The following is a 19420-nucleotide window of genomic DNA, read 5'->3' as shown; positions in this document are numbered from 1 at the left end:
GGCATCATGGAATCAGCGTGAGAAGCCGGGTACCGGGTCCTGGCTGATGGGACCCAGCAGCCAGGCGCCCCATTCGGGCATGTGCGGCTTGGCCTCGCGTTCGCCAGGCAACGGCAGCTCGGTGTTGCGCGCCAGCGGCTGCACCAGCCGCGGCGTGACGATGATCACCAGCTCCTTGTCCTGGCGCTTGTAGTCGAAGTTGCGGAAGAACGAGCCGATGATCGGCAGGTCGCCCAGCAGCGGGATCTTGCCGACGTTGGAGACGACATTGGAGCTGACCAGGCCGCCGATCACGAAGCTCTCGCCATCGCCCAGTTCGACCGTGGTGTCGGCACGGCGCGTGGTGATCGAGGGAATCTGCACGCCATTGAGGGCAATGGCGTTGCTGTAGTCCAGATCACTGGCTTCCGGTGCGACCTTCAGCGCGATGCGGTTGGGGGCCAGTACCGTTGGTGTCACCGTCAGGCCGATGCCGAACGGTTTATAGGTGATGGTGGTGGTGCCCAGGCCCTGCGGCTCCAGGATCGGCAGTTCGCCGCCAGCCAGGAAGCTGGCGCTCTGGCCGGATAATGCGACCAGGGTAGGTTCGGCCAGCACGCGCGCCATGCCGTTGCTCTGCAACAGGTCGACATCGGCGTTCCACAGGCCCTTGGTCGAGCCGAACACCAGCCGGAACGCCGAAGAAATGGGCGACTCGGCCTCGTTGCCGGAGTTGCCTTCCTTCATGCCCGGCAGGATGCCGGTGTTGCCCGGCAACTGGCCGCCCGGGCGGGCGAAGCCGTAGGCGAAGCTGCCATTGCGGTTCTGGAAGCTGATGCCGATCTGCTTCAACGCGGTCTTGTTGAATTCGACCACCTTGACCTCGACCTGCACCACGCCGCCGCTGCTGACCGTCGACGCGTCGGCAAGCAGCCCGTCCTTGCCCAGCGCCATGGCCGCGGTCTTCTGTTCCTGCATGTGCGAGAGCACGCTATCGGTGCTTCCCTGCAGCAGGCCCTGGTTGTCCTGCTGGGTGAACACCAGCCCGTTGGAGCCTGCGTCTGCCGCGCCCTGCACGGCACTCTGCACCCGCACCTGCAGGCGTTGCGGCTCGGCCTGCTTGCGGTGCCACAGCAGGAGGGTCGTCGTACCCGGCGCTTTTCCGACCAGCAGGGCCTGGCGCTGCCCACGCAGCATCACGATGTCGGCGACGCCTGGGTCGGCGATGGCGACCCGCTCCAGATCGGCCGGAAGCGTCCACGGGCGCTGCTCACGCGCCTGCAACACGAGATCGTCTGCGGCCACGCTTGTTGCCGGAGCCAGCAGCACCAGCAGCAGGGCCAGCCAGCGCTGGCGGGGGGAGGGGCGTGGGCGGCGGCGTTCGGTCATGGGTGCGCTCGATGCAGGTCAAAGGGAACCGCGGGGGGCGGAGCTGTCGCCACGGATGATCTCGATGCCCGACGCACGCGGTGCGCTGCGTCGAGCCGCCGGCGCATGCACCGGGGGCTGCGGGTTGCTGCGGGCTGCGCTGTTGCCGCGGCCGGCCAGGGCATCACCATCGATGCCGGCGAAGGCGTGGTTCTCCGGCCGCTGCAGTGCGAGCTGCTGTTCGGCATCGAGGCCACGCACGGGATCGATCACGCCACGCGCCTGTGGAAACAGTGCAAGGTCGGGTTGCCCCGTATCGGCCGGGTTGCGCAGGGCAAGGAACAGCTTTCCCTGCTGCGCACCCAGCAGCAGCCGGTTGGCATCGGCTACCGGCACTGCCAGCACCGCACTGCGTGCCGGCTGGGTGGTCTCGTTGCCCGAGCCATGGTTGCTGCCATTGCCGGTGATGTCGGCGGCGCGGGGATCGTTGCGGGTATCGCCTTCGTTGCCGGCGACGGCATCGCCGGTGACCGGAGCGATGTCCTGTTGACCGTAGCTGAGCACGCGTAGCCGCGACAGCAGCAGGCGGGTCTGCGCGGCCTCTGCCGGACCGCTGGCGTTGGGCTGGGCATTGCGCAGGTTGAGGAAGACATCGACGAAATCACCCGGCAGGATGCGGTTTCCGGCGCCGACCAGTTCGTCCACCGGGATGGCCAGCGCGCGTTCGCCCGGGCGCAGCTGCAGCGAGAATCCCTGTGCCAGGGCGCCGCTGCTGATGGCGGTGCCCTCGGCGATGTCCTGCACCGGTACCTTGCCGACCACGGCCGAGATGCTGGTGGCAGCACCGGCTACCGGCGTGGTCCGCTGCGCAAGGCGCACTCCATTGGCAGAGATCGGTTCGCCGGCCGGCAGTCGTGCCACCGCCTCTACCACGGTGATCGCCTGGGCTTCGCTCTGCGCGACCGGGGCAACCGTGGCCGGCGCGGCCTGCTTGCGCCCGATCATCAAGGCGATCACCGCCAGCAGCACGGCCAGCCCGATAAGGGCGACGGCAGCGATGCGGGTCAACTTGAGCATGGAACCGTCTCCTGTGCCGATGGTCAGTTGCCGCTGCCGAGGTCGAGCTGGGCGACCGCGACACTACGGATGGGGGCCTGCATCACCCACTTGTATAGCGTGGCGGTGCCCGGCAGGAAGGGATGGCTGGCGTAGTCGTAGCTGACGGTCACCGTCATGCACTGGGCAGTGGCCAGGCCGGCGCAGGGTGCCTGCGCGGAGACAACGATTGCGTTGCTGCCGCCATTGCTGCAGTCGACACCCTGTCCAGAGAATTTCAACAGCCACTGCATCGAACTGCGGGCTGCTACGCAGGCTGCGGTACGCCGTTCATTGGCGCTGCCATAGCGCAACGAAGCGCGAGCGCCCTCGGCCGAGGCCGTCGCCAATGTCTGTTGCGCGGCCATGATCATCACGCCGGAGAACGTGAACATCAGCAGTGGCAGCAGGCCCAGCATGAGCATCAGGGCAAATTCGATGCTGGCTGCACCGCGTTGACGCCGTGGATCGCGGATGTTCATGCCACACCTCCATAGACGCTTGCCAGGACCCAGCCGATGCCGGTGATGGCCAGGTAGGCTGCGTAGGGAATGCCATGTCGTCCCTGGCGCGCGGCCTGCATGTCGCGCAGGGCGGGGTGCGATTGCCATTGGCTGCTGGCGCGGTTGACCTGCATCTGAAGGCCCGTGGGCAGCATCACGCCCAGGCGGCGGCCAACAATGATCACTGCCGCGTGCAGGCCGGCCGCGAGACTGGCCACCATCCAGATCGGCAGCAGGGCTTTCCAGCCCAGCATCAGCCCCAGTACCGCGAAGAACTTGACGTCACCGGCGCCCATCCAGCGGATGGCATAGAACGGCAGCAGGGCGACCAGGCCGAGCGCCGCGCCCGCCGCGTGGGCAGGCCACGGCTGGCGCGGCGTGCTGAACTGCCCCGCGATGATCAATGCGATGGCAATGATGGACGCAGACAACAGCCAGGCATTGGGCACCCGGCGGGCATACAGATCGCTGATCGCGATCCGCAGGCACACGCCGATGGCCAATAGTCCCAGCAACGTCATCACACACTCCGTCGTCCGTCATTGGACAGCCTGCAGTTGCCACCGGCACATCCCAGCACCGCTGCAGGGATGTGCGATGCGCGCAGGCTCAGCCGCCACCGCTGGTCGCAGGTGCCGACCCGGAGGCCTTGGTGGCAAGGTCGGAGAGGTTCTTGAACAGCGTCTCGAAGAACCCCTTGATCTCCTTGTTGCCGACCGCGATCAGGATGCCGGCGATGACGGCGGCCAGCAGCCCGTACTCGAGCGCGGTGACGCCATCTTCTTCCTTCAGGAACTTGCGGATGGATGCGTTCATGGCCTTGTCTCCCTCTACTTGTTGTCTGCAGATGCAGGACACCTGTTGGGCGGTGGCCCGGCTCCGCCGGGATCGTCCGTGGGCCCCGCACATCCTGGCGGGGTGGCATGACGGGAATGACCCGCCGTGCTCATTCCTGGTGATCTGCCCCGGGGGAAATGCCGGCCGCAACGTCGCAACCACGCGGCGATGCGCCGGCGGTCGAACTGTTCTGCGATACGGTCGTGGTCATACGCTCCCCCAGGTGTGGTCGTTTTTGAAGCGACCGGATCACCGTGTCGTCGACTTTGCCTGAATGGCGGTTGGCTGCAACTGGAACCTATATGCAAATTCGGCAGAAACGCGGCAGCCCTTAAACTTTCAGGTTGTTTCTGTGACGCGTATCCGTTCGCTGGCAAAACGATTCATCGACGTGCAGATATTGTGATGGCGCAAATGATGCATGCGAATATCGTGCCACTGGCGACGACATTTTCTTCATCTCTGTATCTATTTTCGTCAATGCGGAGTTCGGGTTTACCTTCGATGATTATCGGGCATACTCGCTCTCACGTTGCTGCTTTCAACCGGGTTGGTCGCGCGGCACCGGCCGAGGCAATCCCGGCAATGGCGAAGGTTCCTGGAGGAATGGTGTGGCCCTGTCAGGCAGTGGGGGCCGCAGCGAGTTGCGGATCAACGGGGGGACGACACTGTCATGGTCGATGGTGGGGTAGAAGACAGCGACGACAGCGGCCTGCGATCGATCGATCTGGCGACGCTGGGCGGCGTACTTCGCGTGTGCGATGTCGAACTGCTGCTGCTCGATGGCAACGGGCCGCGGGCGGCCTTCGCTTCGCGCGTGCATGAGGAAGCCCTGTTCTGCAGCATCAGTTGCGGTTTCCACTGTCGTGGCCGCTTCATGCTGCCACCCGACTGGGCGATGCTGGGGTATCTGCACGCCACCGATGAAACACTGAGCTGGTGCCACGGGGTGCCGCTTGCACCGGGGATGGCGCTGACGGTGATGCCCGAAGGCATCAGCGAGTTTACGCTCAGCCCCGGTACGCACATGACCCTGATGCTGGTGCCGGTCGCACGGGTGCAACGCAAGTTGACCGAACTGAGCCTGCGCAGCACACCGCCCGCGGGCCAGGCACTTTCTCTGTTCAATCTGGCGAACGATTCGGCACCACTCGCCCATCATTATCAGCAGCTGCATCTTCAGCTCGGCCAGGGCGCTGGCCTGCAGCCGCAGGAAACCGAACGATTGCTGCACGAGCACGTGCAGGCCCTGCTCGGCGCAGGCGCCGCCGATCGGCCCGGTTGCAGCCGCGCCCGGCGCACGCATTATCTGATCGCGCAGCGGGCGGAGAACTTCATGCGGCTCAACCTGCGCCGCAATATCTACATGAACGAGATATGCGACGCGGCGGGTGTCAGCGAACGCGGCCTGCGCTATGCCTTTGAGGACCTGTTCGGAACTTCGCCCAACCGTTATCTGTCGATGCTGCGCCTGTGCGCTGCCTGCCGCAGCCTGTCCATGGCCGATTCCAGCCGCCGTTCGGTGAAGGCGATCGCCCTCAGCTGTGGCCTATGGGACCTCTCCCGCTTTGCCGACAACTACCGCAAGGTTTTCGGCGAGCTGCCGCGCGATACGCTGATGCGCGCTCCCGCGCAGATCGGCCAGCCGGCCTGAATCAAGCGCCGCAAGGGTTTCGGGGTGGTTTCTGCCGGAATTGCCCATGTGCTTGCCGATATCGTTGCCGCTTCTGCATAGCCCGCTGCCGATTCCGGCCGTGGATTTGCCGGAATGCACGATTGCCGTGCCGGAATGAAGTGCGCAGCCACCGTTGCAAACGCTGAAATGTCAGTCACCTGCCTAACGGCAAGTCCACTGACATTCAAGTTGTTCGCCTACGGGGGAAGTGCTCATGAATCGCATCTACCGGCGTGTATGGAACCGCCAGCTCAATGCTCTGGTTGTGGCCTCGGAACTGGCCACCGGCGACAGCGGCGGCAGCGCCGCGCGGGATCCGCGCGCCTTCCTGCTGATGCCCACCACGCTCGCCCTGGCACTGCTGTGCGTGCTGGCCAGTGGCCACGCGGGAGCATCCGAATCCAATCAGTCGCTGCGTGATCTGCAGGCTCTTGCAGCCAAGTACACCCAGCCGATGCCAGTCAAGGTCGATGCCGAGGTAGCCCTCGCGGCTGCCGCAAGCCAGGCCCAGAGCAGCCCGGCGATCAGCGCGGATGCGCGCGTCGGCCTGCAGTTGAGCACCGCGTCGCTGCCGGTGGTGCGTGACGTGCTGCCGGCCTCCGTGCAGGTCAAGCTGGCCGCGAACACAGCGCCGAAGCAGGTCGCCGTGCCAAGGCTTGCCGCTGATGTCCGAGCGAATGCCAACATCGGTCTTGGCGGCGGGCAGGTGGCATCAATCGATACCGGTGCAAAGGCGGCCGCCGGCATCAGCGGCGCGCCGGCGGGCGCACTGCGGGGTCTGAAGGCTTCTGTGGATGGGGCGCTGGATTCGAAGCTGAAGGTGGCAGGCCACCAGATCGACGCCCAGGGCCAGGTAAAGGCGACGGCGGCGATCACGCTGCCCGCCAAGGAGGAACTGCCGGGAGAAACCCACGATCGCGCGATCACCGCAGCATTTGATGCTGGTGCTGCCGGCAAGGTGCGCGTGCAGGCGCCGAATGGCCAGGAAGTGGTTGCCGATCGCAATCTGAAACTGGCCGGCCAGGCAACGGTTGCGGCGCAGAACAGCGCACTGGGTGTCGGTGGGCTGGTGGGTAGTGCGGTCGGCGCCGCAGGCAATGCAGTCGGTGGTGCGCTCAACGGCACCGTCGGTACGGTCGGCAGCGCGGTCGGTGGTGCCCTCAATGGCACGGTCGGCAGCGTGGGCGGCGCCGTAGGCGGCACGCTCAACAACACTGTAGGCGCCGTGGGTGGCGCACTGAATGGCACCGTAGGCAGCGTCGGTGGTGCGGTCGGCGGAGCCCTCAATGGCACGGTCGGCAGCGTCGGCAGTGCCGTGGGCGGCGCGCTCAACAACACCGTGGGCGCCGTTGGCGGCGCACTGAACGGCACCGTAGGCACCGTCGGTGGTGCGGTCGGCGGCGCCCTCAATGGCACGGTCGGCAGCGTGGGCGGCGCCGTAGGCGGCACACTCAACAACACTGTAGGCGCCGTAGGCGGCGCACTGAACGGCGCCGTAGGCACCGTCGGTGGTGCGGTCGGCGGCGCCCTCAATGGCACGGTCGGCAGCGTGGGCGGCGCCGTAGGCGGCACGGTTGGCAGCGTCGGCACTGCGGTCGGCGGCACGCTCAACAACACCGTCGGTTCCGTCGGCGGTCTGCTCAATGGCGCCACCGGCTCCGGCACTGGCCTGGGTGGCCTGCTGGGCAACACGCTCGGCAACGTCGGCAGTGCCGTGGGCAACCTGCTCAACGGCAACCTCAATGGCACCCTCGGCAATCTGGGCAGCGCGGTCGGCGGCCTGGTCGGCGGCACGCTCGGTGGCCTCGGCCTGACCAAGCCCTCGGCGATCCCGCCCACCAGCCCGAAGGCGCCGGCTCCGGCCGATCCGAACGCGGGCCTGATCATCGGCACCGGCGGCCTGGTCGGCAATGTCGGGCAGCTGATCGGCCCGACCACCACCAGCCTGTTCGGTGGCGATGGCTACCTGAGCAACGGCAACCTCAAGCTCAGCAATGCCAACGTGATGCAGACCTACTCGACGGTCAATGTGCTGGGCCTGCCGGTGGTCAACCTGTCGCCGGTCGGCAGCACCCTCAACGGGCTGGGCGGTGCCGCTACCGGTGGCAGCTCGCACCTGACCCTGATCGGTGGCGTTACCTCCGACAGCTACATCTACAACATCAACAACGGCAATCCGGGCGGCCTGCTGGGCCTGCTGCTGCCGAAGGACTCGCCGGCGTGGGCCGCCAAGTGCCTGGACGTCGCCCTGGCTGACATCTCGTGCTGGGCCGTGAACGCCGCGCAGGACTACCAGGTGCTGATGGGCGATGGCGCCTTCGCCAACGGTTCGAAGGAAGTGGTGATCGGTGCCAATGCACGGCACGAATTGCCGAAGGTCGATGCCAACGTCGCCTTCCCGGGTGATGGGGTCAACGACCCGAGCAACCCGACCGGTGTACCGACCGCGGACTACGCTGCGCGCATGGGCCATTCGGTGATCGTCGGCGACAGTGCCGTCGGTACCGCAAACGGGCAGACCCTGCTCGGTGCTGAAGCCACCTCCAACCAGGCCAACTCGGTCGCACTGGGCTACCGCTCGGCCGCACTGCGCGGCGCGCAGGCCAGCTACAGTGCTTACGGCCTGACTGCTCCGCAGGTTTCGGCGGGCGAAGTGTCGGTGGGCACCGCCGGTGGTGGCGAGCGCCAGATCACCAACGTGGCTGCCGGTAGCGTCAACACCGATGTGGTCAACGTAGCCCAGTTGAAGGGCGCGATCAGCCTGATCAACGGCGTGGCCGATGCCGCCGTCACCTACGACCTGGATGCCGGCGGCAATCCGAACTACCGTCGTGTCACGCTTGGCGCGGGCACCGGCACCACCACCATCGGCAACCTGGCCGGCGGTGCGGTCACCACCGGCAGCCTGGAAGCGGTCAATGGCGGCCAGCTGGCGGCGACCAATGCTGCCATCGCCAGCTTCTTCGGCGGCCGCGCGGCCTTCGATCCGGCCAGCGGCGCGTTCACTGCACCGCTGTTCGAGATCAGCACCATCTCCACCGGCGGCGCCATCGCCAAGGGCCTGTATGAGAACGCCACTGATGCTTTCGCCGCGGTCGACGGCTCGCTGGTCAATCTCAACACGCAGATCACCGATATCCGCAACGGTGGCACCAGGTACCTGCGGGTGAACTCGACCGGTACCGAGGCGCTGGCCACCGGCGCCGACTCGATCGCGGTCGGTACCAACGCCCGCGCCACCGCCGCCAACAGTATCGCGGTGGGTGCCGGCAGCCTGGCCGACCGTGCCAACAGCGTGTCCATCGGTGCGGCGGGTGCCGAACGCCAGGTCACCAACATGGCCGCCGGTACCGCCGCGACCGATGCGGTCAACCTGGGCCAGCTGCAGGCGTCGGAGCAGGGCGCCCTGCGCTATGACCTCAACGGCGACGGCAGCGTCAACTACGCCAGTGCCACGCTGGGCCAGAGCGGCACCGCCACCACGCTGCGCAACCTGGGCCCGGGCCAGGTCAGTGCCACCAGCAGCGAGGCCATCAACGGTGCCCAGCTGTTTGCGGCCAACCAGGCCGTTGCCACCCACCTCGGTGGTGGCGCGGCGGTCAACGCCAGCGGCGTGCTGACCGCACCGACCTACTCGATCAACAACGTCGCCGCCAACGGCACGATTACCAAGGGCAACTACAACGACGTCGGTACCGCCTTCGACGCGGTCAGCAATTCGCTGGCCAACGTTGCCGACCAGACCGGCGAGATCGACAAGTTGGCCGTGAAGTACGACGTCGACGGCAGCGGCAACGTGCTCAACAGCGTGACGCTGACGGGCACCGGCACCGGCGCGGTGAAGATCACCAACGTCGCCGCCGGCAGCATCCTGGCCGGCAGCAGCGATGCCATCACCGGCGACCAGCTGTTCAGCACCCACAGCACCATCGCCAACTACTTCGGTGGCACCACCGCGTACAACGGCACCACCAACGTGTGGACCGCGCCGAAGTTCAGCATCTCCAGCATCGCCACCGATGGCACTTTCACCAGCGGCGACTACAACAATGTCACCGCCGCCTTCACTGCGGTGGACGGCTCGCTGAAGGTCCTCAACCAGCGCATCACCAACGGCGGCGGTGGCAGTGCCTACCTGGCGGTGAACTCGACGGCAGCGGCCGCAACGGCGGCCGGGGCGGAGGCGGTGGCGGTCGGCCCGCAGGCCAGTGCGGCCGGTGCCAACAGTGTGGCGGTCGGCAACGGCGCCAGCGCCAGTGCCGGCAACAGCGTGGCACTGGGTGCAGGTTCGGTGGCCAGCGTCGGTGCGCAGAGCGGCTACACCGGTGCCTACGGCCAGACCGGTGCCAGCAACTCGGCCGGTGAGGTCTCGGTCGGCAGTACTGGCAGTGAGCGCAAGATCACGCATGTCGCCGACGGTTCCGATACGTACGACGCAACCAATGTCGGCCAGCTGAAGAACGGCGTGAACTACGCCATCGACGAATCGAAGAAGTACACCGACCAGAAGATCCAGAACATCACCAACGTGGCCGGCAGCTTCCGCGCCAACAACACCAACAACCTGGCCGACCCGTCCGCCAGCGGTGCCAACTCGGCCGCCGGTGGTGCAGGCTCAACCGCAGCCGGCGCCAACTCGACCGCGCTGGGCAATGGTTCGCAGGCGCAGGCCGACAACTCGGTGGCGCTGGGTGCGGGATCGGTGGCGAACCGGGCCAACACGGTCTCGGTGGGTGCCGCTGGTGCCGAACGCCAGGTGGTCAACGTGGCCGACGGTTCGCAGGCCACCGATGCGGTCAACGTACGCCAGCTGCAGGCCTCGCAGCAGGGCACGATCCGCTACGACACCACGGTGAACGGTGCGACCAACTACAACAGCGTCACCCTGGGCAGCACCAGCAGCGGCCCGACCACGGTGCGCAACGTCGCCGCCGGCACCGCCGGTACCGACGCGGTCAACGTGGACCAGCTGAAGTCGGGCATGGCGCAGACCCTGGATTGGTCGAAGGCGTACACCGACGAGCGCATGGGCGGCTTCGAGCGCGACCTGCGCAAGACCGACAACCGCGCCTCGGCCGGTATCGCGTCGGCGATGGCCACCGCAGCGCTGCCGCAGCCCAGCGAAGCGGGCCGCAGCATGGCCTCGGTCGCCGCTGGCAGCTACAACGGCGAGTCGGGCGTGGCGATCGGTATCTCCGGTGTCTCTGAAGGTGGTCGCTGGATCTACAAGTTCAGCGGCTCCACCAACAGCCGTGGCGAGGCCGGTGTGGCCGTCGGTGCCGGCATCCAGTGGTGATCCCCGCGGCCGGGCCGCACGCGCGGCCCGGCATCGCGGAAACGTCCAAAGGGGGGAATGACATGAAACAGCATCGCATCGCCCGCACCGGCCAGATGGCCGCAGTGCTGGGCCTGGTCCTGGGGATGGGGCTGCTGGCCGCCTGCCGCAGCCATGCGCCGGCCGCCGACCGTCCTGCCGACACCACCGCCGTGAAGTTCCCGGAGGCGTCGAAGGCTTCGTTGAAGGAGGGCATCTATCCCGACGTCGCCGACCTGCGCAGATTCGCGCCGGGCATGAGCAAGCGGCAGCTGTATACCTTGCTGGGCACGCCGCACTTCAACGAAGGCATGTGGGGCGTGCGCGAGTGGAACTACCTGTTCAACTTCCGCACCGCGCAGGGCGCGGAGTATTTCACCTGCCAGTTCCAGGTGCGCTTCGACAGCAAGGGCATCGCCCAGGGGGGCTACTGGAAGCCGGAATCGTGCGCGGCGGTGATCGAACCGCCACGGCCACCGGCGCCGCCTGCACCGGCACCGCTGCCGGAGCAACCCCTGCGGCTGTCGGCCGACGCGCTGTTCGGATTCGACAGCGCGGTACTCAGCGCCGAAGGCCAGCAGGCGGTGCAGGGCATCCTGGCGCAGGTGCGCGAGGCTGCGCAGGTGCAGTCGATCCGGGTGACCGGGTACACCGACCGTATCGGCAGTGCCAGCTACAACCAGACCCTGTCGCAGCAACGTGCCGAGGCCGTACGCAGCGCGCTGGTGCAGGGCGGGGTGCCTGCGGCCAGCATCAGCGCCGAAGGGCGGGGCGCAGCCGAGCCGATCGTGCAGTGCGAGCAGCGCAATCGGCGCGAGCTGATCGCCTGCCTGGCGCCGAACCGTCGCGTGCAGATCGCTGGGATCGCCCAACCGCGCTGAGAGTCCCGCACCGGGGCCATGCCCCGGTATCCCGAGTCCCCCCTGACCGTCGGCAGGACGTGGTTACGTCTCCCCCGTTGACCACGCCTGCCGGCGGCTCAGGTTTTCCATGGTGCCCGCGATGAACGCTCAATTCCTGCCTCTTTCCATGAAGACGGAAACCACACTCAGCGTGTACGGCCAGCTCGGCAACCATGCCGTGGTGCGCATTCCCGGGCGGCGCCTGCCGGGGTTGATCCTGCAGGCAGACACCGTGGCCGGGTTCCTGGCCCAGCTGCAGGAAGCCCAGGCCTGCCTGCGCAGTGGCCGCGCACAGCGTACCGACGCCGAGCTGGACATGCTGATCGACGTGCTGCAGCAGTGGTATGCGCTGATCGAATCGCGCCTGGCCGACGCCGGCGAGGCGCTGTAGGGAAAAAGGGGACGGAGGGGATTAAGTCGTTTCCGGCACACTCGGGGCAAGAGCGACTTAATCCCCTCCGTCCCCTTTTCCTAGGCGCGGGCGCGGACCAGCCAGCAGGCGGCATCCACGCGTACGCGGTCGCCCTCGATGAACGGGGTGAATGCCGCTACCGCCTTGTTCCGGAGCGAGGTGGCCCGGTCTTCGGGCAGATTGCGCAGTGCCAGGCCCAACGGGCCCAGCTGGCCGACATAGGTCGGCAGGTCTTCGCGGGCGAGCGAGCAGGGCAGGTCGACCGCAACAACCTCCACGTCATTCCAGCCGGCGGCCTGCAGCAGGTGCTGCACACGCTCGCCATCGGCAAAGGCGAACTGGCCCGGTGCGCCGGGCGCGCGGGGCGGAAGATCCAGTGCATCGCCGATGGCGCGCTCGGCCGTTGTCATGAACGGGTTCTCCGCTGCGCTGCGCCAGGCGATGAAACGCAGGCCGGCACCCGGTCGCGCGGCACGGTGCAGGTTAGCGAAGGCGGCCTGGCTGTCTTCGAAGAACATCACACCCAGCCGCGATTGGATCCAGTCGAAGTGCGCGGTGGGCAGCGGATGCTGCTGTGCGTCGGCGACGATGAAGTCTGCGTCCAGTCCTGCCGCCTCGGCGCGTTGACGGGCCAGCGCCAGCATCGGCGCGGAGATGTCCAGGCCGGTGCAGTGCGCCGACGGGCGTGCGGCGGCTGAGGCCAGCAGGCTGGCACCGGTCCCGCAGCCTACATCCAGCAGTTGCGTGACGGTGTCGGGCAGTTCGTCGACCAGCAGGTCGGCCAGGGGTTGGAACAGGCCGTCGAGGATGGCCTGCTGCGCAACCCAGATCTGACCGCCGGGGCCGTTCCACAGCGCGCTCTGATCAACGGGGGATGTACTGGTCATGGTCTTGCCTTGCGGGGAAGTCGCCCATAGGTTGGCGCTTGAAGGTCACTTGAGGTCAAGCCCGTGCGTGAACTTGATATCGGCGAGGTGGTCAAGCGCAGTGGCGTGCCGGCCTCGACCCTGCGCTACTACGAACAGCTTGGGCTGCTGCAGGCACTGGGTCGTCGCGGCCTGCGCCGGCAGTACGACGAGCGCGTGCTGGAACGGCTGGCGCTGATCGGTCTTGGCCAGGCGGCCGGGTTGTCGCTGCAGCAGATCGGGTTGTCGCTGCCGCCGCAGCATGGATGTATCTCGCTGGACCGTGAGGCGCTGCTGGCACAGGCCGATGTGCTGCAGCGGCAGATCACCCAGTTGCAGCGGGTGCGCCGGCACCTGCAGCGCGCGGCGGCCTGCCCGGAAGCGCAGGACGCGCGGCAGTGCGGTTCATTCCGCAAGCTGCTGCGCGCACAGCAGCGCATGGCGGGTGGGTGAGAGAAGCATCCACGCATGGCGTGGATCTACTTCACCGCGACCTCGGTAGATCCACGCCATGCGTGGATGAATCAATCGCGGGTGCTGACTTCCCAGGTGGCATGCAGCACGCCCGGCACCTGCTCCATCCGCGCCAGCACCACATCCAGTTCATCGGCACTCACGGCGGTACTGACCAGCACCGCGATCACATCGGTGGGCGCGTCGGCATGTTCGACCACCTGCACATCACCGACCGGATACTGCGCCGCTTCCAGCGCATCGACCAACCGCTCGCGCACCCGCGGCACGGCGTCGGCATCCACGCTCAGGCGCACTTCGTAGGTGGCTTCGGTGGCGGCCTCGTTGATCGGGATACGGTTGATCGCATTCACCAGCGGCCGCAGCAGGGTGTTGCCGGCGATGATCAGTACGGTCAGCAGCACGCCTTCGGCCAGCATGTCCGCGCCGGTGCAGCTGCCCACCGCCGCCGAGCACCACAGGGTGGCGGCGGTGTTGAGGCCGCGAACGTTCATGCCTTCCTTCATGATCACGCCGGCACCGAGGAAGCCGACGCCGGAGACCACGTAGGAGATCACCCGCACCGCCTCGGCGCTGCCGGCGATGCGCATGCCCAGGTCGACGAAGGCGGCGGCGCCGACGGCGACCAGCACGTTGGTGCGCAGGCCGGCGGTGCGTTGCCGGTACTGGCGCTCGGCGCCGATCAGCGTGCCCAGCACGAAGGCGGCCAGCAGGCTCACCACGGTGTCGGCGAAGGGACCGGCCTGGAAGGTCTCAATGAAGCGCATGGCCGGAGTCTACCCGGTCGAGGTGACAGTAGAGCCACGCCATGCGTGGATTTCCAGCGGTCCACGCCACGCGTGGTTAGTCAGGTGCCAGAAACGACTTAATCCCCTCCGTCCCCTTTTTGCGGGATCAGTCGGTGTCCTCGACGCGCTCGCCCATCAGTTCGCGCTGGCGCTTGTCCAGTTCCTCGGCGTAGCGCTTGCGTACGAAGGCTTCAGAGACCACGCCCAGCACCTGGCCGTCGGCGGCGACCACGGCCAGTTCGTCGGCCTGGGTCTGGTCGAAGCGCTGCATCACGCTGACCACGTCCGCCGCTGGCGGCAGCGACACATCACGGTTCTCGGCCAGCTCGCCGATTGTGGTTTCCGGCTTCACGCCGTCGCCGTAGACGCGCGGAATCTGCACGATGCCGGCGTAGTGGCCTTCGCTGTCGATCAGGATCACCCGGCTGCCCGAGCCCAGCGGGAAGCGCTGGCGGAACGCGGCGGCATCGAGATCGGCCGGCGCGGTCGCCACGCCCTTGCGCATCAGCCGGCCGGCGTTGAGGTTCTGCACCCAGCCGACGTCGCGGGCGCTCTTGATGGTCTCGCCGCGCAGGTGCATGCGCCAGGTCGAGAACGAGTAGCCGAACCACTGCCGTACCAGCGTGCTGGACACCAGCACCGCGCTCATCACCACGCTGGTCAGCAGGAAGTCGTGGGTGCCTTCCAGCACCAGCATGGCCATGGTCATGGGCGCGCCGACCACCGCCGCGGCCAACGCTGCCATGCCGGCCAGCGCAGCGGACGTGGCGTCGACCACCGGCACGCCGGTGGCCATCGCCAGCAGGCCGGCGAACAGGGCGCCGACCAGGGTGCCCATGAACAGCGAGGCGAAGAACAGGCCGCCACGGAAGCCGAAGCCCAGCGAGATGCCCGAGGCCAGGCACTTCAGGGTCAGCAGGCCGCCGATCCAGATCAACGGCAGGTGGGTAGTCAGGTCCAGGTGCAGCGCGCCATGGCCGGACGACAGCACCTGCGGGCTGGCCAGGGCCAGCGGGATCAGCAGCAGGCCGCCCACCACCGGGCGACCCCACAGCGGCAATGGACTGCGCTTGACCGTGCCTTCGATCGAAGCGATCAGGCGCATGATGACAATGCCGACCATCGCGCAGCAGCAGCCGAGCAGGCCGTAGATGGCGTAGTCGGCGGCGCGCACGTCGATGGTCGAGGCGGCGGGCAGCAGGTAGGCCTCGATGCCAGCCTGGTCGGCCACGAACGCGCCGGCCAACGCGGCCACGGCCACCGGCGCCAGTGCGGCCGGGGTGTAAGCGCCGATGACGATCTCGAAGGCGTAGAACGCACCAGCCAATGGCGCACCGAAGGCGGCGGCGATGGCACCGGCGGCACCGGCACCGACCAGGATGCGCACATCGTTGCGGCGCAGGCGCATCACCCGGCCCAGCTGCGAACCGCTGCCGGCACCCATCTGCGTATACGAAGCCTCCAACCCGACCGAGGCGCCGCAGCCATTGGACAGCAGGGTCTGGGTCAGCACGATCAAATTGTCGCGCATCGACATGCGGCCGCCATGCAGGGCATTGGCTTCCACCGCATCGAGCAGGGGGCGCTTAAGCCGCGTCGCCGCAAGGCTGACCAGGCCGACCAGCAGCCCGCCCAGTGGCAGCACCAGCAGCGCGGTCCAGGTCAGCGAGGGCAGGGAGCTCAGGCGCATGCCTTCGTCCAGCCCATACAGCGTGCCCTGCAGCCAGCGTGCGATGCCGGACTGCAGCAGGGTCAGGTAGCCGGCGATCAGGCCGACCAGCAGGGCAAGCGCGATGAACCACAGATCACTGCCGCGCAGCCGCAGGCGCAGGCCCTGGAAGGCCGAATGCAGGCGCGATGGCGAAACAGGCAGTGACATGGTGGCGGCATGATACGCCGCCACCGTGATCGCCACCGTCACTGCATCGGGCGGTTACCGCCTCAGAAGCGGTAGCGGCCCTGCACGTAGAAGGTGCGCGGCGCGGCCACCATGCGGCCGGCATTGCCATCGACGTTGCGGGTGTACCAGCGCTTGTCGGCCAGGTTGTTCACGCCCAGTGCGATCTCGCTGTCGCCCAGGCCTGGCACCTGCCAGGCCACCTGTGCATTCCACAGGCGCACGCCCGGCACGCGGCCCACGCGTGCATCGGCGCTCTCGGCCCAGGTGTTGGCGGCATCGGCGTACTGGCCGCTCTGGTGGGTGCTGGAGACATTGAAGGTCCAGCCGGCCAGCGCGTAGCGGGCGCCGACGCTGTCGGTGTCGCGCGAGTAGAACGGCACGTCCAGGCCACGGTTGTCGCCCGACTGCTGGATCGCCTTGGTCCAGGTGTAGTTGGCGTACAGTTCCAGCCCGGCCAGCGCACTGTCCTCGGCGAAGTGGTACTCCAGTGCGCTCTCCACGCCCTTGTGGTCGGTGGCGCCGATGTTCTGGAAGGTCGGCGGGGTGATGCCCGGCACCTGCAGGATCTGGTTGTCGAAGCGCATCTTGAACACGGTCACTTCCGCGCGCAGTGCACCGTCCTGCCAGCGCGCACCGAGTTCGGTGGTTTTGGCGATTTCCGGGTTCAGCGGATTGCTGGCGGTCTGCGAGTTCAGTTGGATGTTCTGCACCGGCCCGAACGAGGTGGTGTAGTTGCCGAACACGGTCAGCTGCGGGGTCAGCAGGTAGGCGATGTTGAGCGAGGGCAGGGCCTTGTCGTTGCGGCTGCTGAAGGTCGCAGTGCCACCGGCCTGGCGGCGGTCCATGTCGATCCATTCCATGCGCACGCCCGGGGTGATCCGCCACTGGCCGATCGCAATGCGGTCGTCGATGTAGAACGCATGGGCATCGGTGGCGTTGTCAAAGCGGGTGGTGGCGCTGGCCACGCCGGTGCGGCGGGTGACGGTGTAGCTGCGGTCGTTGCCGCGCTCGCGCAGGAAACGGTAGCCGGCGGTGATGTCGTGCACGCTGGCGCCCCAGTGCAGGCGCTGGGTGTAGCGCGGCTCGATGCCGAGCACGCGGTAGTCGCGCGGCTGCACGGTCAGCTGGGTGTTGGCGGCGTTGATCAGCGAGCTGGCGCGGCTGCTTTCGTTGTAATAGGCCAGCACCTCGAACTCGCTGTTGGCCGACAGCGTGTTGGTGTAGCCCAGGTCGATGCCGGTGCGGTGGCCCTTCCAGAAATCGGTGGGGCGGGTGTTCTGGAACGGATCGGCCTGGTACTGGGCGCGGGTCAGGCCGCCCGGGGTCAGCGAACGCACATCGTAGTAGGACAGTTTGGCGCGCAGTTCCTGCTGTTCGTCGATGGCATAGGCGAACTTCAGCGCGAGGTCGTTGAAGCGGTCATCGCTGCCCTGGCGCCAGCCGCGCCCGTCCTGGCCCGAGTAGAGCAGCGCCGCGCCCAGACCGTTGCCGCCGGTGCCGCCGAGGAAGGCGTTGTACTGGGTGCTGTCACCGCCGCCATGGTCGTAGGCGGTGTAGCGCACACCCGCTTCGCCGTGCAGGCCCGCGCCGGTCGGAATGGCGCGGGTGCTGAAGTTGATGATGCCGCCCACGTTCTGTGGGCCGTAGCGCACCGCGCCGCCGCCGCGCACCACGTCGATCGATTCGATGTTGGACAGGCTGGTCGGTGCGAACGACAGCTGTGGCTGGCCATACGGCGCCACCGCCAGCGGCACGCCGTCCAGCAGTACGGTCGAGCGTGGCGAGTAGCGCCCGGTCAGGCCGCGCACGCCGATGTTCAGCGAGACCGAGCTGCCGGCCGTGCCGGAGTTGTCGGTGACCTGCACGCCGGGGATGCGGCGCATGGCATCGCCGATGCTGGCTGCGCCACTGGCCTCGATGCGCTGGCGGTCGACCACCGTGCGCGCGCCGGCGAAGCTCTTGACGCTGTCATGCAGGCCGGTGCCCAGCCAGCTGCCGGAAACCTGGATGCTGTCCAGCGTGGTGGCGCCGTCCTGGGCGAAGGCACGGGTGGCCGGGAGCAGGCACAGGGCGAGGGCGGCAGCCAGGGGCAGGCGGGCCGGTTGCAGGGCGTGGATGGGCATCGGTGAGGGTTGTGGAAGGTCGTAAATGAGAATTATTGCTGATTCCATTCGCTATTGGAATGCGCCTCCGGTTCATGCCGATGTCCCGGTGGTAGAGTGGGTGATTGCTTCCTGACCCGCTGAGATCCGCCATGTCCCAAGCTGCTTTCTACCCCGTCGGAACCCCTGGCCAGCCGTGGGGAGCGGCGGAGCGGGAGGCGTGGCGTGGCCGCCAGCAGCGCCTGCGTCGCTATGACGAAGAGGTGCCGCCGCGCATCGAGGCGTTGGCTTCGCGCTTTGACAAGGTGGCCTACGGCCAGCTCGACTACGCGGGCGAGACCTACACCTTGTTCGCCCTGCGCAGCCGCGACTGGAACCCGGCGCTGCCGGCTGCCCTGGTCACCGGTGGCGTGCACGGCTATGAGACCAGCGGCGTGATGGGCGCGCTGGAGTTCCTCGAAAAGCACGCCGCCGACTATGCCGGCAAGGCCAACCTGCTGGTGACGCCGTGCGTGAATCCGTGGGGCTTCGAGCGCATCAACCGCTGGAACTTCGATGCGATCGACCCGAACCGCAACTTCCGCGCCGACGGCCCGGCCCGCGAATCGACCGCCGTCATCGAACTGATCGCGCCGTACAAGGGCCAGTTCGTGCTGCACATCGACCTGCACGAAACCACCGACAGCGACGAGAGCGAGTTCCGCCCGGCGCTGGCCGCGCGTGACGGCAAGCCGTTCGAGCCGGGCCTGATTCCCGATGGGTTCTACCTGGTGGACGACAGCGAGAACCCACAACCGGCCTTCCAGCAGGCCGTCATCGCCGCGGTGGAGAAGGTCACCCACATCGCGCCGGCCGACGACAAGGGCGAGATCATCGGTTCGCCGGTGGTGGCCCATGGCGTGATCGAGTACCCGCTGGTGCAGCTGGGCCTGTGCGCCGGCATTACCGGCGCGAAGTACACCACCACCACCGAGGTCTACCCGGACAGCCCGCGGGCGACCCCGCAGCAGTGCAACGACGCGCAGGTGGCGGCGGTGTGCTCGGCGCTGGATTACGCGCTCGCCCATCGTTGATCGGCAGTGCCGGCCGCTGGCCGGCAACCACGGGACACTGGGATTGCCGGCCAGCGGCCGGCACTACCTCATCCAAGCGCGTCGGCCCACCAC

General features: G+C 67.5%; 15 protein-coding genes. 6 read left to right on the top strand and 9 right to left on the bottom strand.

Translation table 11 applies throughout. The features are described 5' to 3' along the window. Positions 1-12: 12 nt before the first annotated feature. The 5 genes from H4O10_RS09275 to H4O10_RS09255 form a co-directional block, all read right to left on the bottom strand. Positions 13-1368, bottom strand: a complete 1356-nt coding sequence (locus H4O10_RS09275) for a type II and III secretion system protein family protein (protein WP_005413741.1) — start codon at positions 1366-1368, stop codon at positions 13-15. A gap of 18 nt (positions 1369-1386) precedes the next feature. Beyond that, complete coding sequence (gene cpaB, locus H4O10_RS09270; RefSeq protein ID WP_012480547.1) at positions 1387-2424, bottom strand: Flp pilus assembly protein CpaB; 1038 nt, start codon at positions 2422-2424, stop codon at positions 1387-1389. A gap of 23 nt (positions 2425-2447) precedes the next feature. Continuing rightward, positions 2448-2924, bottom strand: a complete 477-nt coding sequence (locus H4O10_RS09265; RefSeq protein ID WP_012480546.1) for a TadE/TadG family type IV pilus assembly protein — start codon at positions 2922-2924, stop codon at positions 2448-2450. Further along, positions 2921-3466: a prepilin peptidase gene (locus H4O10_RS09260; RefSeq protein ID WP_005409992.1), complete on the bottom strand. Its 546-nt coding sequence runs from the start codon at positions 3464-3466 to the stop codon at positions 2921-2923. The genes H4O10_RS09265 and H4O10_RS09260 overlap by 4 nt, the downstream gene beginning before the upstream one ends. An 88-nt stretch (positions 3467-3554) precedes the next feature. Further along, the gene (locus H4O10_RS09255) at positions 3555-3761 is read right to left on the bottom strand and encodes a Flp family type IVb pilin (RefSeq protein WP_012480544.1); all 207 of its coding nucleotides are present in this window, start codon (positions 3759-3761) and stop codon (positions 3555-3557) included. A 694-nt stretch (positions 3762-4455) separates the two neighbouring features. Here H4O10_RS09255 and H4O10_RS09250 point away from each other — a divergent pair. The 4 genes from H4O10_RS09250 to H4O10_RS09235 all read left to right on the top strand — a co-directional run bounded on the left by H4O10_RS09250 (position 4456) and on the right by H4O10_RS09235 (position 12064). Continuing rightward, a complete protein-coding gene (locus H4O10_RS09250; protein ID WP_005409990.1) occupies positions 4456-5436 on the top strand; it encodes a helix-turn-helix domain-containing protein in 981 nt (326 codons plus the stop codon). Positions 5437-5671: 235 nt separating this feature from the next. Next, positions 5672-10753 (top strand): YadA-like family protein, encoded by a 5082-nt coding sequence (locus tag H4O10_RS09245; RefSeq protein WP_182681004.1) that lies wholly within the window; start codon positions 5672-5674, stop codon positions 10751-10753. Between the two features lie 62 nt (positions 10754-10815). Continuing rightward, positions 10816-11652 (top strand): OmpA family protein, encoded by an 837-nt coding sequence (locus tag H4O10_RS09240; protein WP_044570414.1) that lies wholly within the window; start codon positions 10816-10818, stop codon positions 11650-11652. A 121-nt stretch (positions 11653-11773) separates the two neighbouring features. Further along, positions 11774-12064, top strand: a complete 291-nt coding sequence (locus tag H4O10_RS09235; RefSeq protein WP_019659952.1) for a hypothetical protein — start codon at positions 11774-11776, stop codon at positions 12062-12064. Positions 12065-12144: 80 nt separating this feature from the next. Here H4O10_RS09235 and H4O10_RS09230 read toward each other — a convergent pair whose 3' ends face one another. After that, positions 12145-12972 (bottom strand): class I SAM-dependent methyltransferase, encoded by an 828-nt coding sequence (locus H4O10_RS09230; RefSeq protein WP_012480540.1) that lies wholly within the window; start codon positions 12970-12972, stop codon positions 12145-12147. A 63-nt stretch (positions 12973-13035) separates the two neighbouring features. Here H4O10_RS09230 and H4O10_RS09225 point away from each other — a divergent pair, with 63 nt between their 5' ends. Next, on the top strand, positions 13036-13443 hold the full coding sequence (locus H4O10_RS09225) for a MerR family transcriptional regulator (protein ID WP_044570411.1): 408 nt from the start codon (positions 13036-13038) through the stop codon (positions 13441-13443). A 71-nt stretch (positions 13444-13514) separates the two neighbouring features. On the opposite strand, the gene H4O10_RS09220 is transcribed toward H4O10_RS09225, so the two are convergent. The 3 genes from H4O10_RS09220 to H4O10_RS09210 all read right to left on the bottom strand — a co-directional run bounded on the left by H4O10_RS09220 (position 13515) and on the right by H4O10_RS09210 (position 18275). Continuing rightward, entirely contained in the window at positions 13515-14231 is a 717-nt protein-coding gene (locus tag H4O10_RS09220) for an MgtC/SapB family protein (protein ID WP_005416969.1), read from the bottom strand. A gap of 127 nt (positions 14232-14358) precedes the next feature. Beyond that, complete coding sequence (locus H4O10_RS09215; RefSeq protein WP_080047704.1) at positions 14359-16173, bottom strand: chloride channel protein; 1815 nt, start codon at positions 16171-16173, stop codon at positions 14359-14361. 20 nt (positions 16174-16193) lie between these two features. Then, positions 16194-18275: a TonB-dependent siderophore receptor gene (locus H4O10_RS09210; protein WP_044570408.1), complete on the bottom strand. Its 2082-nt coding sequence runs from the start codon at positions 18273-18275 to the stop codon at positions 16194-16196. Positions 18276-18406: 131 nt separating this feature from the next. Between H4O10_RS09210 and H4O10_RS09205 the strand changes: the two genes are divergently transcribed. Then, positions 18407-19327 (top strand): M14 family metallocarboxypeptidase, encoded by a 921-nt coding sequence (locus tag H4O10_RS09205; protein ID WP_099596121.1) that lies wholly within the window; start codon positions 18407-18409, stop codon positions 19325-19327. Positions 19328-19420: the final 93 nt, after the last annotated feature.

The organism is Stenotrophomonas sp. I18B00994, from assembly GCF_014145825.1.
GTDB lineage: Bacteria > Pseudomonadota > Gammaproteobacteria > Xanthomonadales > Xanthomonadaceae > Stenotrophomonas > Stenotrophomonas maltophilia.
This window is presented reverse-complemented; position numbering and strand designations above follow the sequence as displayed.

Coding starts and splice junctions, on each gene's coding strand:
- H4O10_RS09205 (WP_099596121.1), top strand. CDS start 18,407: ATGTCCCAAGCTGCTTTCTACCCCGTCGGAACCCCTGGCCAGCCGTGG.
- H4O10_RS09235 (WP_019659952.1), top strand. CDS start 11,774: ATGAACGCTCAATTCCTGCCTCTTTCCATGAAGACGGAAACCACACTC.
- cpaB (WP_012480547.1), bottom strand. CDS start 2,424: ATGCTCAAGTTGACCCGCATCGCTGCCGTCGCCCTTATCGGGCTGGCC.
- H4O10_RS09230 (WP_012480540.1), bottom strand. CDS start 12,972: ATGACCAGTACATCCCCCGTTGATCAGAGCGCGCTGTGGAACGGCCCC.
- H4O10_RS09265 (WP_012480546.1), bottom strand. CDS start 2,924: ATGAACATCCGCGATCCACGGCGTCAACGCGGTGCAGCCAGCATCGAA.
- H4O10_RS09250 (WP_005409990.1), top strand. CDS start 4,456: ATGGTCGATGGTGGGGTAGAAGACAGCGACGACAGCGGCCTGCGATCG.
- H4O10_RS09260 (WP_005409992.1), bottom strand. CDS start 3,466: ATGACGTTGCTGGGACTATTGGCCATCGGCGTGTGCCTGCGGATCGCG.
- H4O10_RS09220 (WP_005416969.1), bottom strand. CDS start 14,231: ATGCGCTTCATTGAGACCTTCCAGGCCGGTCCCTTCGCCGACACCGTG.
- H4O10_RS09240 (WP_044570414.1), top strand. CDS start 10,816: ATGAAACAGCATCGCATCGCCCGCACCGGCCAGATGGCCGCAGTGCTG.
- H4O10_RS09255 (WP_012480544.1), bottom strand. CDS start 3,761: ATGAACGCATCCATCCGCAAGTTCCTGAAGGAAGAAGATGGCGTCACC.
- H4O10_RS09275 (WP_005413741.1), bottom strand. CDS start 1,368: ATGACCGAACGCCGCCGCCCACGCCCCTCCCCCCGCCAGCGCTGGCTG.
- H4O10_RS09245 (WP_182681004.1), top strand. CDS start 5,672: ATGAATCGCATCTACCGGCGTGTATGGAACCGCCAGCTCAATGCTCTG.
- H4O10_RS09210 (WP_044570408.1), bottom strand. CDS start 18,275: ATGCCCATCCACGCCCTGCAACCGGCCCGCCTGCCCCTGGCTGCCGCC.